Origin of the sequence: Methylobacterium mesophilicum SR1.6/6 (genome assembly GCF_000364445.2) — a bacterium.
In the GTDB taxonomy this organism is placed as follows: domain Bacteria; phylum Pseudomonadota; class Alphaproteobacteria; order Rhizobiales; family Beijerinckiaceae; genus Methylobacterium; species Methylobacterium mesophilicum_A.
In genome coordinates, this window is record NZ_CP043538.1 from 2,001,896 (window position 1) to 2,016,518 (window position 14,623).

The 14,623-nt window shown below is 70.9% G+C and carries 19 protein-coding genes; 8 read left to right on the plus strand and 11 right to left on the minus strand.

Annotated elements, in window-relative coordinates:
- Positions 1–32: 32 nt before the first annotated feature.
- The gene (tlpA, locus tag MMSR116_RS09400; protein WP_010684877.1) at positions 33–674 is read right to left on the minus strand and encodes a thiol:disulfide interchange protein TlpA; all 642 of its coding nucleotides are present in this window, start codon (positions 672–674) and stop codon (positions 33–35) included.
- A 42-nt stretch (positions 675–716) separates the two neighbouring features.
- Here tlpA and argH point away from each other — a divergent pair, with 42 nt between their 5' ends.
- From argH to MMSR116_RS09415, 3 genes are all read left to right on the plus strand, one after another.
- The gene (gene argH / locus MMSR116_RS09405; RefSeq protein WP_158168658.1) at positions 717–2,096 is read left to right on the plus strand and encodes an argininosuccinate lyase; all 1,380 of its coding nucleotides are present in this window, start codon (positions 717–719) and stop codon (positions 2,094–2,096) included.
- A 603-nt stretch (positions 2,097–2,699) separates the two neighbouring features.
- Complete coding sequence (locus tag MMSR116_RS09410; RefSeq protein ID WP_010684878.1) at positions 2,700–2,996, plus strand: hypothetical protein; 297 nt, start codon at positions 2,700–2,702, stop codon at positions 2,994–2,996.
- Between the two features lie 127 nt (positions 2,997–3,123).
- A complete protein-coding gene (locus MMSR116_RS09415; protein WP_010684879.1) occupies positions 3,124–3,843 on the plus strand; it encodes a hypothetical protein in 720 nt (239 codons plus the stop codon).
- Between the two features lie 30 nt (positions 3,844–3,873).
- On the opposite strand, the gene MMSR116_RS09420 is transcribed toward MMSR116_RS09415, so the two are convergent.
- Both MMSR116_RS09420 and MMSR116_RS09425 read right to left on the minus strand, forming a co-directional pair.
- Entirely contained in the window at positions 3,874–4,143 is a 270-nt protein-coding gene (locus MMSR116_RS09420) for a hypothetical protein (RefSeq protein WP_010684880.1), read from the minus strand.
- Positions 4,144–4,538: 395 nt separating this feature from the next.
- Positions 4,539–5,216 carry an HAD family hydrolase gene (locus MMSR116_RS09425; RefSeq protein WP_010684881.1) on the minus strand — a complete coding sequence of 226 codons (678 nt, stop codon included), beginning with the start codon at positions 5,214–5,216 and terminating at the stop codon, positions 4,539–4,541.
- A gap of 202 nt (positions 5,217–5,418) precedes the next feature.
- On the opposite strand from MMSR116_RS09425, the gene MMSR116_RS09430 reads away from it, so the two are divergent.
- Complete coding sequence (locus tag MMSR116_RS09430; RefSeq protein ID WP_010684882.1) at positions 5,419–5,739, plus strand: hypothetical protein; 321 nt, start codon at positions 5,419–5,421, stop codon at positions 5,737–5,739.
- A 21-nt stretch (positions 5,740–5,760) separates the two neighbouring features.
- On the opposite strand, the gene MMSR116_RS09435 is transcribed toward MMSR116_RS09430, so the two are convergent.
- Positions 5,761–6,255, minus strand: a complete 495-nt coding sequence (locus MMSR116_RS09435; protein ID WP_010684883.1) for a PAS domain-containing protein — start codon at positions 6,253–6,255, stop codon at positions 5,761–5,763.
- A gap of 200 nt (positions 6,256–6,455) precedes the next feature.
- On the opposite strand from MMSR116_RS09435, the gene msrA reads away from it, so the two are divergent.
- Complete coding sequence (gene msrA / locus MMSR116_RS09440) at positions 6,456–7,112, plus strand: peptide-methionine (S)-S-oxide reductase MsrA (RefSeq protein WP_039893709.1); 657 nt, start codon at positions 6,456–6,458, stop codon at positions 7,110–7,112.
- A 3-nt stretch (positions 7,113–7,115) separates the two neighbouring features.
- On the opposite strand, the gene MMSR116_RS31340 is transcribed toward msrA, so the two are convergent.
- On the minus strand, positions 7,116–7,271 hold the full coding sequence (locus MMSR116_RS31340) for a hypothetical protein (RefSeq protein ID WP_010684885.1): 156 nt from the start codon (positions 7,269–7,271) through the stop codon (positions 7,116–7,118).
- 214 nt (positions 7,272–7,485) lie between these two features.
- Positions 7,486–8,406, minus strand: a complete 921-nt coding sequence (gene mepA, locus MMSR116_RS09445; protein ID WP_010684886.1) for a penicillin-insensitive murein endopeptidase — start codon at positions 8,404–8,406, stop codon at positions 7,486–7,488.
- A gap of 128 nt (positions 8,407–8,534) precedes the next feature.
- On the opposite strand from mepA, the gene MMSR116_RS09450 reads away from it, so the two are divergent.
- Positions 8,535–8,963 carry a PRC-barrel domain-containing protein gene (locus MMSR116_RS09450; RefSeq protein WP_010684887.1) on the plus strand — a complete coding sequence of 143 codons (429 nt, stop codon included), beginning with the start codon at positions 8,535–8,537 and terminating at the stop codon, positions 8,961–8,963.
- A gap of 13 nt (positions 8,964–8,976) precedes the next feature.
- Here MMSR116_RS09450 and MMSR116_RS09455 read toward each other — a convergent pair whose 3' ends face one another.
- The 4 genes from MMSR116_RS09455 to fumC all read right to left on the minus strand — a co-directional run bounded on the left by MMSR116_RS09455 (position 8,977) and on the right by fumC (position 11,650).
- Positions 8,977–9,594, minus strand: a complete 618-nt coding sequence (locus tag MMSR116_RS09455; RefSeq protein WP_010684888.1) for a ParB-like protein — start codon at positions 9,592–9,594, stop codon at positions 8,977–8,979.
- Between the two features lie 81 nt (positions 9,595–9,675).
- Complete coding sequence (locus tag MMSR116_RS09460) at positions 9,676–9,906, minus strand: ribbon-helix-helix domain-containing protein (RefSeq protein WP_010684889.1); 231 nt, start codon at positions 9,904–9,906, stop codon at positions 9,676–9,678.
- 77 nt (positions 9,907–9,983) lie between these two features.
- Positions 9,984–10,187, minus strand: coding sequence for a DUF4169 family protein (locus tag MMSR116_RS09465; RefSeq protein WP_010684890.1), 204 nt, complete (start codon positions 10,185–10,187; stop codon positions 9,984–9,986).
- 53 nt (positions 10,188–10,240) lie between these two features.
- Positions 10,241–11,650, minus strand: coding sequence for a class II fumarate hydratase (gene fumC, locus MMSR116_RS09470; RefSeq protein ID WP_010684891.1), 1,410 nt, complete (start codon positions 11,648–11,650; stop codon positions 10,241–10,243).
- A gap of 121 nt (positions 11,651–11,771) precedes the next feature.
- Here fumC and MMSR116_RS09475 point away from each other — a divergent pair, with 121 nt between their 5' ends.
- Positions 11,772–13,160 carry a cytochrome P450 gene (locus tag MMSR116_RS09475; protein ID WP_010684892.1) on the plus strand — a complete coding sequence of 463 codons (1,389 nt, stop codon included), beginning with the start codon at positions 11,772–11,774 and terminating at the stop codon, positions 13,158–13,160.
- A gap of 85 nt (positions 13,161–13,245) precedes the next feature.
- On the plus strand, positions 13,246–13,524 hold the full coding sequence (locus MMSR116_RS09480; protein ID WP_010684893.1) for a hypothetical protein: 279 nt from the start codon (positions 13,246–13,248) through the stop codon (positions 13,522–13,524).
- A 483-nt stretch (positions 13,525–14,007) separates the two neighbouring features.
- On the opposite strand, the gene MMSR116_RS09485 is transcribed toward MMSR116_RS09480, so the two are convergent.
- Positions 14,008–14,616, minus strand: coding sequence for an SspB family protein (locus MMSR116_RS09485; protein ID WP_010684894.1), 609 nt, complete (start codon positions 14,614–14,616; stop codon positions 14,008–14,010).
- Between the last annotated feature and the right edge of the window lie 7 nt (positions 14,617–14,623).

Consider the following 14,623-nt stretch of genomic DNA (forward strand, 5'->3'; position numbering starts at 1 on the left):
CGCGGGGGCGCGCAAGCGCCCGGAGGAAGATCCTACGACGTCCGCCCCAGGGCCGCGCGGATCAGCGCCAGCCCGTCCGCGCTCGACCACGCGGCCGGCCCCTTCATCACCCCGATCGTGCAGCCCTGGGCGTCGACCAGCATCGTGGTCGGCAGGCCGGGCGATTGCGTGTCGCGCTGGAGGATCGGCAGCACGCGGCCGCCGGGATCGGCGTAGAAGGCGAGGTCGTGGATACCCGCCTGCTTCAGCCATTCCGGCGGCTTCTCGAGGTTGCGCGTGTCGACGTTGATGGCGACGACCTGGAAATCGGGCCCGCCGAGCTGCGCCTGGAGCCGGTCGAGGGCCGGCATCTCGGCCTTGCAGGGCGCGCACCACGTCGCCCAGAGATTGACGAGGAGCAGCCGGCCCCTGAGGTCGGCGAGGCCGGTCTCGGCGCCGTCCGGCCCCTTGAACCGGATGTCCGGCGCGGGCCGCGCCTGCGGCGGGGCCTGCATGGCGGCGACCTCGCCCTTCGCGGCCGCGTCGACCCGGGCGAGCGCCGGCTTGGCGGCGGCGCAGGGCTGGAGGGCGCCGCCCGTGTTGCCGGGCAGGAGACCGCTCCCGTATAGGGCGAGGCCGAGGACGGCGAGCGCGGCGACGCCCGCGCCGGCCAGGATGGGCGTGCGGCCGGGCATCAGGCTCGGGCCTCGGGACGGTCAGGGCGCGGAAGGATCGACATGAGCAACCGGATGTGGGGCGGCCGCTTCGCGAGCGGCCCGGCGGAGATCATGGAGGAGATCAACGCCTCCATCGGATTCGACAAGCGCCTCGCGCCCCAGGATATCCGCGGCTCGCTGGCGCATGTGGCGATGCTCGGCCAAGCCGGCATCCTGCCGCCGGAGGATGTGGCCGCGATCGAGGCCGGGCTCAAGTCCGTGCGCGACGAGATCGAGGCCGGAAGCTTCGTGTTCAAGCGCGAGCTCGAGGACATCCATATGTCGGTGGAGAGCCGGCTGACCGAGATCGTCGGCCCGGCGGCCGGCCGCCTGCACACGGCGCGCTCCCGCAACGACCAGGTCGCCACCGACATGAAGCTCTGGGTGCGCGACACCCTCGATTCCCTCGACCAGCAGGCCGCCGACCTGCAGCGCGCCCTGGCCGACAAGGCGCTCCAGCACGCCGGTACCGTGATGCCGGGCTTCACCCATCTCCAGTCGGCCCAGCCGGTGACCTTCGGCCACCATTGCCTCGCCTATGTGGAGATGCTGGCCCGCGACCGCGGCCGGTTCCGCGATGCCCGGGCGCGGCTCAACGAGTGCCCGCTCGGCGCCGCGGCGCTCGCCGGCACCTCCTTCCCGATCGACCGGCACGCCACCGCGGCGGCTTTGGGCTTCGACCGGCCGACCGCCAACTCCCTGGATTCTGTGGCCGACCGCGACTTCGCCCTGGAGGCCCTGGCGGCGGCCTCGATCTGCGCCGTGCACCTGTCGCGCTTCGCCGAGGAGCTGGTGGTCTGGACCTCGGCCCAGTTCAACTTCGTCCGCCTGTCGGACGGGTTCACCACCGGCTCGTCGATCATGCCGCAGAAGCGCAACCCCGACGCCGCCGAGCTGGTGCGGGCGAAGTCCGGCCGGATCATCGGCGCGCTGACCGGCCTGCTCATCGTCATGAAGGGCCTGCCGCTCGCCTATTCGAAGGACATGCAGGAGGACAAGGAGGGCACGTTCGACGCGCTCCAGGCGCTGTCCCTGTGCCTCGCCGCCATGACCGGCATGGTGAAGGATCTGGAGCCCAACGCCGCGGTGCTCAGCCGAGCCGCCGGCTCGGGCTACGCTACGGCCACCGACCTCGCCGACTGGCTGGTGCGCGAACTCGGCCTGCCGTTCCGGCAGGCGCACCATGTCACCGGCCGCCTCGTGGGCGCCGCCTCCGCCAGAGGCGTGGGCCTGGAGGCGCTGTCGCTGTCCGAGATGCAGGAGGCCGAGCCGCGGATCACCGAGGCGGTCTACGCGGTGCTGGGCGTCGAGAACTCCGTGGCGAGCCGCACCAGCCATGGCGGCACCGCGCCCGACAACGTGCGGGCCCAGGCGCAGGGCTGGATCGAGCGGCTGGCCTGACCGCGCCGCCGGCGTGCGAGACGGTCTGGCGACACCGCCCCGGCGGGCGGCAGGGCGGAACCATGACCGTGTGGGCTCACAGCGCAGGGGCCGCGGTTCGCGGCTGCATCCGGCACCCGGTCTGACCCGTCAGGCCGGGCAATCCCGCATGTGAACGCCACCGCGGCCTGCCTGCCGCCGCGTCGACCGCGTTCCCGGCATCGGCCGAGGCCTCGGCCTTCATCCGCGCGGCGGCCTCGACCACGGCGGGCGACACCAAGTCCGGCTGCGTCTCCGCGACTGCGTCATCCCCCGTGCCATCCCCCCGCGCTATGGGCGAACCGGCGGGCGATCACGGCCAGCTCCCGGGCCCTGGGCGGGGCCGCCCCGCGGTTGCCGGAAGCTGCGGCCGCCTGTGACTCCTTGAGCCGCAACAGCCTGCGCTGCGCATTCTGGAGGATGCGGGCCGTGACGGCGCGGCGATCGTCCGGTGATCGGTAACGCCGACTTTCCCACAGCTCTCCACCGGAATTGTGCATTGCAACCATCTCCCGGCCCGCGCGTTCAGGCTCTGGCTAAGTCCACTCAGCTACAAGCTTCGCCGTTTGGATCGGAGTTCGCAGGATGCCTGTCGAGAGTTGGCTGAACCCGGAGGACGTGCCGGATTACGCGGCACACGCCACGGCCATGATCGATGCCGCTTTGACCGGTTCGGGCCTGACGCGGGACTCCTACTGGGCGGCCGTGCGCAAGGGCTACAACACCCCCTACAACGATCCGCCTCGCAGGGAACCGATCCCCCTGCGCGCCGCGCCACCCCAGCCGAACGCGATCGCGACGCCCGCCGGACCGGTGGTCGAGCCCATCGCGGTGCCGGCCGCGGTCATCGCCGCCCTGGCCACGGAGGCCCGCGCGCTTTGAGGCGCCGGTCCGCGCTGTCCCGGGGGCGTAACGCCCACCGCCATCTTGCCGACGCTTTACGCAAGCTTCACTAATCCCGAACCCCGGTCCGGCGCCTCGCGGTGCCGCCCGTCGTTAGGAAGTGAAGATGGTCCGCGTCACCCGCCTGAACCCGGTCGGAGCCCTCGCCCTGCTCGCATCGGGGCTCGCACCTGCGCTCGTCGGAGGGCTCGGCGGCGTGCCCCTGTCCGTGACAGCCGCCTCGGCCCAGGAAGCCGCGCCCGCGTCGGGGGCCGAGGATGCGGCGCCCGCCCGCCGTGGGCGGCGGCGCGGACGCGAGCGGGCTCGGCCGGCGGAGAGGAAGGCGAGCACGCCGCCGGGCATGCAGCAGGCCACCCCCGTGGCGATCTTCGGCGACTGGAACGTGTTCGTGAACGGCGACGGCCGGAACAAGCTCTGCTACGCCATCGCCCAGCCGCAGACGCGCTCGCCCAAGACCCTGAAGCGCGACACCGCCTACCTGTTCGTGAGCGTCCGCAAGGGCGAGAACGTGCAGAACGAGGTGGCGGTGATGCTGGGCTTCCCGTCGAAGCCCGCGGCCTCCCAAACGAGACCCGGCTCCGCCGCCGCGCCGACCGATCCGAGCCTCAATCTCGGCGCCAGCCGCTACGGCCTCGTGGTGAAGGACGGGAATGCGTGGCTGCAGAACCCGGCCGAGGAGGCGCGGGTCGTCTCGGAGATGAGCGCCCGCAACCCGAAGCTCGTGATCAAGACCACCTCGATGCGCGGGAACCCGACGAGCGACGAGTACGCCCTCGGCGGGTTCGCGGAGGCGATGAAGCGCACGCGCGACGAGTGCGCCAAGTAGCGCGCCGGTCAGGCCCGAGTGGCGCGCCGATCAGGCGCGGCGGAGGCGGGCCCGATCCGGCCGGGCGGTCGACGGCGCGCGCGCGCTCACGCGCTCGCGGGCGGCGCGGGCCGCCTGCGCGGTCGTGCGGAACACCGCGCCATCAAGGCCGTCGAAATCGCGCGCCGATGAGAAGAACCGCACGCCGCGGCCCTCCGGCACGGCGATCCCGGCGGTGATCTCGCCGATCTCGATGACCCGCGCGGGTTCGGCGGCGTCGAAGCGGTCTTCGGGCGCCAACTCTGCTGAGAGACTGGACATGAGCTTGGAACTCCCTGGGCCGGCGTGAAGCCATGCCGGATCGCGATGAAGGCTGCGTGATGGTCGGCGCGTCAGCGTCGACAGCGCCAGGCCTGGGAGCAGGTCGCGAGGGAGCGTGCGAACGAACGGAGTCGGATCACCATCGAATGTCCTCCAGACTGAAGGACCGCGCGGGGCGGGGCCGTCGCAGTGCTTTAGCGTTTGATGACGCGGCGCAAGCTACGCTTCTCAAATCACCGCGGCCCGGGTGGACGACGCAGGGTTGCATTCATCGGCGCCGGGCATCCCTGAAGATGGAGGCGCCGCCGCGGACCGTCAACGGAACGGACTTCCGATTTTGCGGCCGCGCTTGGCAGGAAGCTGGTCCCGTCCGGGGCTCGGGGAGGCTGGACCGTTCAGGCGGCGGCGAGCACGGCGGGGAGGTCGGAGAAATCCGAGAAGATCCGGTCCGCGCCCGCCCGCAGGAGGTCGGCGCCCGCGGGATCGTGGCCCCAGTGGCCGCCGCCGGTGAAGCCGGCGACCCGCATGCCGGCGCTCCGCGCCGCCGTGACACCCGGCACGCTGTCCTCGATCACCAGGCACCCGGCGGGCGCGACTTCCATGCGGCTGGCGGCGAACAGGAACAGGTCGGGAAAGGGCTTGCCCCGCGCGACCTGCGCCGAGGAGAAGACGTGGTCGCCGAACAGCGGCAGCAATCCGGTCAGGGTCAGGGAATGGCGCAGCCGCACCGGATCGCTGCTCGAGGCCACGCAGACCGGCAGGTGCAGCGACGCCACCGCCTGGGCGACGCCCCGCATCGCCCGCAGCTCGGCATCGAACAGCGCCAGGGTCTCGGCCTTCACACCCTCCACGAAGTCCGCCGGCGCCGTGATCCCGTAATCGCGGGCGATGTGCCCCATGATGGACACCATGGAGGTGCCGGTGAAGCGCGCCCGCACGGTGGCGAGGTCGATCGGCACGCCGATGCGGTTCAGGCCGGCGGTGAGGCAGGCGAGGCTCAGGGGCTCGCTGTCGACCAGAACGCCGTCGCAATCGAAGATCACGAGGCCGAGTTTCGTCGCACGCGCGTCCAAGGCCGACCATTCCCGCACGGCCCGCCGCCGCCGGCGCTGCTGTGGCACGGGCCCGGCGCACCGGCAACCGCAGGCGGCCGAGGCATGATGGCAGCGCTTGCGCCGGGCGGCGCGGGCCCATACTCCCTGACGGACGCAGCGGCAGCCGGACCGCACGGCACGCACGGCAAGGCTCGCACGGCAAGGCTCAGAAGATCCCGCGATGTTCCGCTTCCTGGCCCGTGTCCTGGGTTTCCTGCTGATGGCCGGCGGCTTCGTCGCGCTGGTCTATGACGGCGCCCGCTCGATCGCCAACAACGGCCTGCGGGTGACGTCCCTCTCCGACGTGATCGCGATCCTGTTCAAGGACAGGGCGGGCGCCCTGCAGGGCAGCGTGGAGGGGGCGGCGCCGTGGCTCTGGCACATCCTGGGCCTGCCGCTCACCCTGGCGCCGGCCTCGCTGATCGGGCTGGGGCTCGGCGCGGTGCTGCTCTGGCTCGGCCAGCCCGGCCGGGAGCCGATCGGCTTCCTGACCAAGCCCTGACGGGATGGCCCGCGTCCGGCCCTACCGGTCGCCGCGCCCCGCCCGGGCCTCGGCGAGCTCGTCCCTGAGCCGCGCGATCTCGGCCGTGAGCGCGTAGTGCTCGCTGACGTCGACCTGCGAGGCGAAGAAGTAGACGAGCTTGCCCTCCGCGTCCCTGACCGGTCCGACATACAGGGCGTTGTGGAAGGTCGAGCCGTCCTTGCGGTAGTTGAGCAGATCGACCCTGATGTCGACTTCCTGCCGGATCGCCTCCCGGAGGCGGTCGACCGCCTCGAGGTCGGTCTCCGGCCCCTGGAGGAACCGGCAATTGCGGCCCGTCACCTCCATCCGCGTGTAGCCGGTGAGCTTCAGGAAGGAGTCGTTGGCGAACACGATCGGGTTGTCGAACTGGCGCGGATCCGTGACGATCATCGGCATCCGCGTCGCCCGCACGGCGGCGGCGAACGGGTCCCCCGGATGCGAATCCGCCTTGAGGTTGTCCAGCACGTGACTCGTGGTGGTCCAGCCCAGTTCCATGCGGTTTCAGCCCCTCGCGGCGGCACGTTGGCCGTAACCCGCTGCCGTTACAAGCCGGAAATTGCGTGCGAGGTCCAGCCCCTCACCACAGGTTTCAAGGCGGTTGCGATGGACCGGGGCGCCTGATCGGTCCCGCGCCGCTTTCTCGCGGGCGTCGGACTCCCCATATCTGGGACATCGAGAGACCGGAAGGCAAGCCGATGTTCCTGTTCCGCAAGCGCCCCGAGATGCCCAGCCCCGCGGAGGCCCTGCCGGGGCGCCCGACGCCGCTCCCCACCGCCGAGACCCATTACGTGAACGGCAACCCGCTCAAAGGTCCCTATCCGCCCGGCACCGAGACGATCGTGCTCGGCCTCGGCTGCTTCTGGGGTGCCGAGCGCCGATTCTGGCAACTGCCCGCGGGCGTGTTCGTGACCGCGGTGGGCTATGCCGGCGGCTACACGCCGAACCCGACCTACGAGGAGGTCTGCACCGGCCAGACCGGCCACAACGAGGTGGTGCTGGTGGCCTTCGACCCGGCGGTGCTGCCGCTGGATTCGGTGCTGCGGACCTTCTTCGAGAGCCACGACCCGACCCAGGGCATGCGCCAGGGCAACGATGTCGGCACGCAGTATCGCTCGGGCATCTACACGAACGGCCCCGCGCAGGAGGCGACCGCGCGGGCGGTGCGCGAGGCCTATGCCGAGGCGTTGCGCGAACGCGGCTTCCCGGACGTGACCACCGAGATCAAGCCGCTGGAGCACTTCTACTTCGCGGAGGGCTACCACCAGCAGTACCTCGCCAAGAACCCGGGCGGCTATTGCGGCCTGGGTGGCACCGGCGTCAGCTGCCCGGTGGGGACCGGCGTCGCCGCCTGACCGTCACGGGTTCCCGCCGGGCCGCGGCTGCGCGGCGGGGCTCGGCGCGTGCGTCCCCAGCGGCGGCGTGCTGTTCGGGCTGCGCAGCACGATCAGCACGCTGCCCAGCACCGAGAGGGCGACGGCGACGGCGAGGAGGATGAAGAGCCAGCGGGGCATCCCGGGGCGTTAGCACATCGGGGCAGAGAGCCGAACCGGTCGCGCACCGACGGCCAGGGCTACTAAGTCGGGCTCACGCATCGCAACGCTTCGGTGTGTCAATGTCCGTTTGACGACCCCACCGGCATTCCGGGCCCTGCTGCGCAGTCCCGGAATGACGGGGTTGCCGATCAAAGGTGGCCCAGTCTCGTCGACCCGACTTCTCGGCCCGCGCCTACGGCGCCTTCAGCACCACCCGGCAGGCGGCGGGGAGCGCCGCCATGGTCATGGCGGGCTTCGGCTTCGGCGGCACCTTCGGGGGCTTCGGGTGCAGCACCGCGTCCGAGAACCAGTAGCCGAGGTCGTCGCAGCCGTCGCCCGAGGGTGGCGCGCCCTGCGGCTGGCAATCCTCCTGTCCGGCCGGGCAGGAGAGGCGGATATGGTAGTGGTAGTTGTGCCCGTACATCGGGCGCACCTTGGACATCCACCGGCTGCCCGACGCGTCCCGGCAGAGCGCCTTCTTGATCGCCGCGTTGACGAAGATGCGCTCCACCTCCGGCTGCTCGGCGGTGAGCTTGATCAACTGCAGATGCGTCGGCGTCCAGACCTCCGGATCGATGTCGAGGCGGTCGCGGCGGACCATGTCGGTGGCCGAGGTCTCCTCGCGCTCCGCCCGGCTCATGCGGTGGTCGGGCATCGGCGTCAGCCAGACGTCGGCGTCGATGCCGATCTGGTGCGAGGCGTGGCCGGTGATCATCGGGCCACCCCGGGGCTGGGCCATGTCGCCCACGAGCAGGCCGGGCCAGCCGACCCGGGCGGCCTTCTGCGACAGCCGCTCGATGAAATCGACGAGGTAGGGCGTGCCCCACATCCGGTTGCGGGACGGGCGCATGACCTGCCAGTTCGGCCCGTCGAGCGGCAGGGCCTCGCCCCCGGAGAAACAGCCCTTGGCGTAGAAGCCGTAGATATGCGCCGGGCCGGAGGAGGCCCGGCTGACCCGGCCGAACAGGGCCTTGGCGGGGGTCGAGGGCGCGTCCGGATGTTCCAGCGGCGGCAGCGGCTTCGGGTTGACGCTGCCGCGGTCCTGGGCGCCTGCGGCGGCGGGCAGGAGCAGGGCGGCGAGCGCGAGGCTGTGGGCGAGACGCGGCATCGGCATGCGGGGGCTGTTCGTCCAGCTGGAGGTGGCGGGCGCGGGCGCGCACCGGAACGTCGCCCGGCGCCGGGGCGTTTTTCGGGCAGACGGGCCGGGCTCTCGGGCGCGGCGATCACCGCAGGGAGGCGACGATGACGGCGACCGGTCAATCCGCCACGGGACGCGCCGCGACCGGGGATCCGGCACCCGGCCCATCCACGGCCCGGCAGCCCCGGAGCCTGATCGCCAGCGACCGCGTCATCGGGACGGATGTCCGCCGTCCGGACGGGACCCGGGTCGGCCGGATCGAGCGCCTGATGCTCGACAAGGCTTCCGGACGCGTGGCCTACGCGGTGATGAGCTTCGGCGGGTTCCTGGGCCTGGGCGAGGAGTTCTACACGCTGCCCTGGTCGGTGCTGCGCTTCGAGCCGCGGCAGGACGCCTATGTGGTCGACATCACGGAGGCGCAGCTGCGCGCCGCCCCCGCCCGCACCCCAGAGGGCACCGAACCCTCCGAGGACGGCGCCTGGGAGGAGCGCATCCACCGCTACTACGACGCCGCGCCGTATTGGGGGATCTGAGCGCGACGGCCGCTCACCCGCCCGAGGGCCCGCACCAGCCCGGGAGGTAGCCGGCGTGCTTGGACTTGGCCAGCGACAGGGCCTTCTCCAGCGCGTCGGAGAAGTCGTTCTCGATGCGCTTCTCCTTGATGTTGCGCCGCAGGAAATCGGCCCACAGGAACTCGCTGAACGGGGTCGTGTCCTTGGCGAAGCCGCCGGCCCGGCGCAGCTCGCCCGCGAGGCTGCGGTAGGGATCGTCCGCCAGGGCGTCGATCGACTTCGGGATGTCCTTGAAGTGCTGGCGCACGCCCTCGGCGTCGTAGGGATGCACCCAGGACTTGTGATCGCAGACCGTCCAGAACGCCTCCTTCTCGAGGTCGTGCAGGTCGGCCACCACCGTCACCAGCACGTGCTCCACGCCTTCTTCGAGCAGGGCGCGGGCGAGGTGGTGGTGATCGATGAGGTAGTGGTTTTTCTTCGGCCCGAGCAGGGTCGGAATCATGTGGGCGCCGAGGAATTCCTTCTTCTTCTCCCCGTCGTACTCCCGCCAGCGCTTCCGCTTCTCCGCTACCTCCCGGCAGCCCACGGTCATCTGCGTCGGGCGCAGCTCCGCGATCGGGATGGGTCTGAGCAGCGGCTCTCGGTTGGCCATGGGATGTCCTTCCTGCGTGGTTTTGTCACGCAGATGTCACAAGGCATCCGGGATCAGAAGCGCGAAGCGCGCAGGAAGCGCTCACGTTTCCGGGATCGCGCCCCCGCGCACCGCATCGAGCACGAACACGCGGATCGCCGAGGACAGGTTCTGCGCGCCGCGCCCGGCGTCGATGCTGCCGACGAGCGCCTGGACCGACTGGCCCTGGGCCGCCGCGATTTCCCGCAGCGCGGCCCAGAACGGATCCTCCAGCGACACGCTGGTGCGGTGACCCGCGATCATCACGGAGCGCTTGGTGATGCCGGCGCTCATGGCGAGGCGGCGACGCGTTCCGTCCTTGCTTCGCGCCGCGCGCACAGACGGTGGGGCTGCTGCATCCGGATCCGCTCTCAGCCCGCCGGGTCAGGGTCCGGCTCGCGCCGCTCCAGGCGGTGGCCCTCGTGGCGCTCGGTCTCCAGGGCCTTGCGGCGCTGCTGGAGGGTCTTGGCCTTCTTCGGCTGGCCGAAGGCGATCCGGTTGGAGTCGGCCTTCGTGTCGGCCTCGGCGCGGGCCTTCGCCTTGCGGACCTGACGCAGGTTGATGATCTCGGCCATGGATCGCCTCCCGTGACCGGCGCAGGAAACCCCGCGCCGGCGAATCCCAAACCTCAATCGGCGCTCGGCGCCAGCATGGTCTCCGGCCGGACCACGCGCTCGAACTCCGCCTCGGTGACGTAGCCGAGGCGCAGGGCCTCCTCCTTGAGGGTGGTGCCGTTCTTGTGCGCCGTCTTGGCGATCTCGGCGGCCTTGTCGTAGCCGATCGAGGGAGCCAGCGCCGTCACCAGCATGAGCGAGCGGCTCATCAGGTCGGCGATCTTGTCCTCGTTGGCCTTGATGCCGACCACGCAATTGTCGGTGAAGCTCACCGCCGCGTCGGCGAGCAGCCGGATCGACTGCAGCACCGCGTTGGCGATCACAGGCTTGAACACGTTGAGCTCGAAATTGCCCTGGCTGCCGGCGAAGCTCACCGTGGTGCCGTTGCCGATCACCTGGGCGCAGACCATGGTCAGGGCCTCGCACTGGGTCGGGTTGACCTTGCCGGGCATGATCGAGGAGCCGGGCTCGTTCTCGGGGAGCGACAGCTCGCCGAGGCCGGAGCGGGGGCCCGAGCCGAGGAAGCGGATGTCCTGGGCGATCTTGAACAGGCCGGCGGCGAGCGCCGACAGCGCCCCCTGCGTGAACACCAGGGCGTCATGGGTGGCGAGCGCCTCGAACTTGTTCTCGGCGGACGTGAACGGCAGGCCGGTCAGCTCCGCGACCTTGGCGGCGAAGCGCTCGGCGAATTCCGGATGGGCGTTGAGGCCGGTGCCGACCGCGGTGCCGCCCTGGGCGAGCGCCAGGACGCCCGGCAGGGTCGCGGCGATGCGCGAGCCGCCGAGCGCCACCTGCGCCACATAGCCGGAGAATTCCTGCCCCAGCGAGACGGGGGTGGCGTCCTGCAGGTGCGTCCGGCCGATCTTGACGATCGCGTCGAACGCCTTGGCCTTGGCGTCGAGCGCCCCGTGCAGGTGGGAGAGCGCCGGCAGCAGGCGACCCTGGATCTCCCGCGCCACCGCGATGTGCATCGCGGTCGGGAAGGTGTCGTTGGAGGATTGGCCGCGGTTGCAATGGTCGTTCGGGTGGACCGGCGACTTGCCGCCGCGCTGGCCGCCGAGCCGCTCGTTGGCGAGGCTCGCGATCACCTCGTTGGCGTTCATGTTCGACTGGGTGCCCGAGCCGGTCTGGTAGATGACCAGCGGGAACTCGTCGTCGTAGCGGCCCTCGACCACCTCGGCGGCCGAGGCTGCGATGGCGTCGGCGAGCTTCGCGTCGAGGGCGCCGAGATCCTTGTTCACCAGGGCGGCGGCCTGCTTCACCACCCCGAGGGCGTGGACCAGCGGCGCGGGCATCCGGTCGGTACCGATCTTGAAGTTCTGGATCGAGCGCTGCGTCTGCGCGCCCCAGTAGCGATGCGCCGGAACCTCGATCGGCCCGAAGGTGTCGGACTCGGTGCGGGTGGCGGTCTCGGTGGGCGACATCGTGGCCTCTACGTCTGGTGCAGTGCGGTGCCTACTTAAATGAGGCGCGGGGGAATCGCGATGCCGGTTTTCCCGGCGCGCCGACAAGGGCGGGGCTCTGTTCCCGCCGGATAAGGAGCCGATGAGCGCGACGATCGACCTGCCCGAGCCCGCCACCCGGTTCCGCCCCGCCGTGCCGCCGCCCCTGCGCGAGCCGCTCGGCCTGTTCGCGTTCCTGAAGGCTGCGCGGAAGAATCCGATCACCACCTGGATGGACGCGCATTTCAAGCTGCCGGTCGTGGCGGCCGAGGGCGCGATGGGCCGGATCACCGTGGTGAGCGATCCGGCGCTGATCCGCTACCTGCTGATCGAGAACCCCGAGAACTACCGCAAGGACGATCTCCAGCGGCGCGTGCTCGCCCCGGGCCTCGGCAACGGCCTGCTCAGCGCCGAGGGCGACGAGTGGCGGCTCCAGCGCCGGACGCTGGCGCCGATCTTCAACGCCCGCACGGTGCAGGGCTTCTCCGAGGCGATGAATGCCGCCGGCGCGCGCCTGGGGCGCCGCCTTGCCCGCCGCGCGGGCAAGCAGGTCGACGTTGCCCTGGAGATGACCCGCGTCACCCTCGATGTGCTGGAGCGGACGATCTTCACCCACGGCCTGCCCAGCGACCCGGACGCCCTCGGGCGCGCCATCACCCGCTTCCTGGAGGCGGTGGGGCCGATCGACCCCCTCGACGTGTTCGGCGTGCCTGAATTCGTGCCGCGAATCGGCCGCCTGCGTGCCCGCCCGGCGGGACGCTTCTTCGCCGAGGTGGTCGACGAACTGATCGCCCGGCGCAAGGCGCTGATGGACCGGGGCGAGGCCCCCCGGGATCTGCTGACGCTGCTGCTCGCCGCGCAGGATCCGGAGACCGGTAACGGCCTCTCGGATCTCGCCGTGAAGGCCAATATCGTCACCTTCATCGCCGCCGGCCACGAGACGACGGCCAATTCCCTGACCTGGACGCTCTACTGCCTCTCGCAGGATCCGGCCGCCCAGGCGCGGATCGAGGCCGAGGTCGACGCCGCCGGGCCCGGTGATTTCGCCGCGGAGCGGCTGCCGTTCACCCGGGCGGCGATCGAGGAGGCGATGCGGCTGTTCCCACCGGTGCCGTTCCTCAGCCGCCAGGCGGTCCGCGACGATCGGTTCGGCCGGATCAAGGTACCGCGGGGCTCGATGGTGCTGGTGGCGCCCTGGGTGCTCCACCGCCACCACCTGCTCTGGGAGGATCCGGAAGCCTTCGTGCCGGAGCGCTTCCTGCCGGGCGCGCGCGAAAGCATCCCGCGCTTCGCCTACCTGCCGTTCGGGGCGGGACCGCGGGTCTGCATCGGCCAGAGTTTCTCGGTTCAGGAGGCGGTGATTCTGCTGGCGCATATCGTCCGGGCGGTGCGCTTCCGTCTGCCCGAGGATCACCCGCCGGTTACGCCGCTCCACCGCGTGACGCTGCGGCCGGAGCACGGCTTGCGGATGGAGGCCGAGGGGCGGGTTTGAGCGCGTTGACGGGACCCCTGTGGGTTCGCACATTGCGACGAGGAACGAGAGAGTCGCCGTGGCTTGGAATTAGGCACGACCCGCGATGGCCGATACCGCTGCCCCCGCGACGCTGGATTACGCCGAGCAGGTCGCCCGCGTCCTGCGCTCCAACGCCGAGACAGAAAAGTTCGTCGCCGAGCAGCGCAAGCTGATTGACGAGCAAACCAAGCTTCAGGCGGAGGCGGCGAAGCTGCACGCCGAGACGCTGAAGCTCGGTCGGGACCGCGTCCTGGCCCCGCTCTCGATCGCGTTCGCCGGCATGGCGGCGGCGGCCGCCTTCTTCGGCGCGGGGGCGGCCTTCGTCAAACTACTGAGCCCGTGATCATCTGAGTCCTGCCGGTTTGTGAGAGTACTGCTGGACGACCGGCATCGACACGATTCGGAAATCTCTACGCGGCTCGTTGCACCGGCGCCCTTCCTTGCGAGCGAAGCGAAGCAATCCAGTCGGCGCCTCGTTGTTCGAGGTTGCGCCGCCCTGGGTCACTTCGCTTCGCTCGTGATGACGAAGGGCGCATCCGGCGAATCCTCAGTCCGAAGGAACAACCGAATCGCGGTCCGTCCGATCGGATGCGGGAGCAGGGCCGCTCGTCGGGAAGTCCAACCCCTGTTGGTCAGCATATCTGGGGGATGCTGGACGGGCGGCGTGATGAACGCCGTCCCAGCGCAGGATCGCCGTGGCTATAAAATGACGCGGTCAGTTTCACGCCTTCGTCGAAGCGCTTCGCGCGCGCTCGCCGACAGGCCCGGCTGCGCAGGACTCTCGTCCCTTCCTGAACCCTCGGGCCGTCGATTCAGCCCGGCGCGTTCAGCTCTTCTTGCGGAACGCGTCCAGGCTCACGACCTCGGCGCTGCCCTCCTCGCCCTCCTTCTTGGCGGCGGGGCGGGGTGCCTTCTCGTCGGGCTTGTCGGCCGCAGGCGCTGGCAGACCCTTCGGGGCGCCCGCGCCGATCGTGGCGAGCCCGCCGCCCTTCGGGCGGACCTCGCCGGGCTCGGAGCCCGCGCCGCGCGGACCGGCCTTGGCCGGGGCGGCGTTCGCCTCTTCTGGGGTCTCGCCCGCCTCGCTGAGGTCGAACTTCAGGCCGAACTGCACCGACGGGTCGAAGAAGCCCGACAGGGCCTCGAACGGCACCAGCAGCCGCTCCGGCACGCCCGAGAAGGACAGGCCGACCTCGAAGGCGTGCTCGGTGACGTTGAGGTCCCAGAACTGGTGCTGCAGGACGATGGTCATATCCTGCGGGTACTTCTCGCGCAGGGCCTGCGACATCCGCACGCCGGGCGCCTCGGTGCGGAACGAGACGTAGAAGTGGTGCTCGCCCAGCAACCCCTCGCGGGCCGCGTCGGTCAGCACCTTGCGCACCACGCCGCGCAGGGCGTCTTGCACCAAGAGATCGTAGCGGATCAGGTCGTCTGCCATCTGCGGT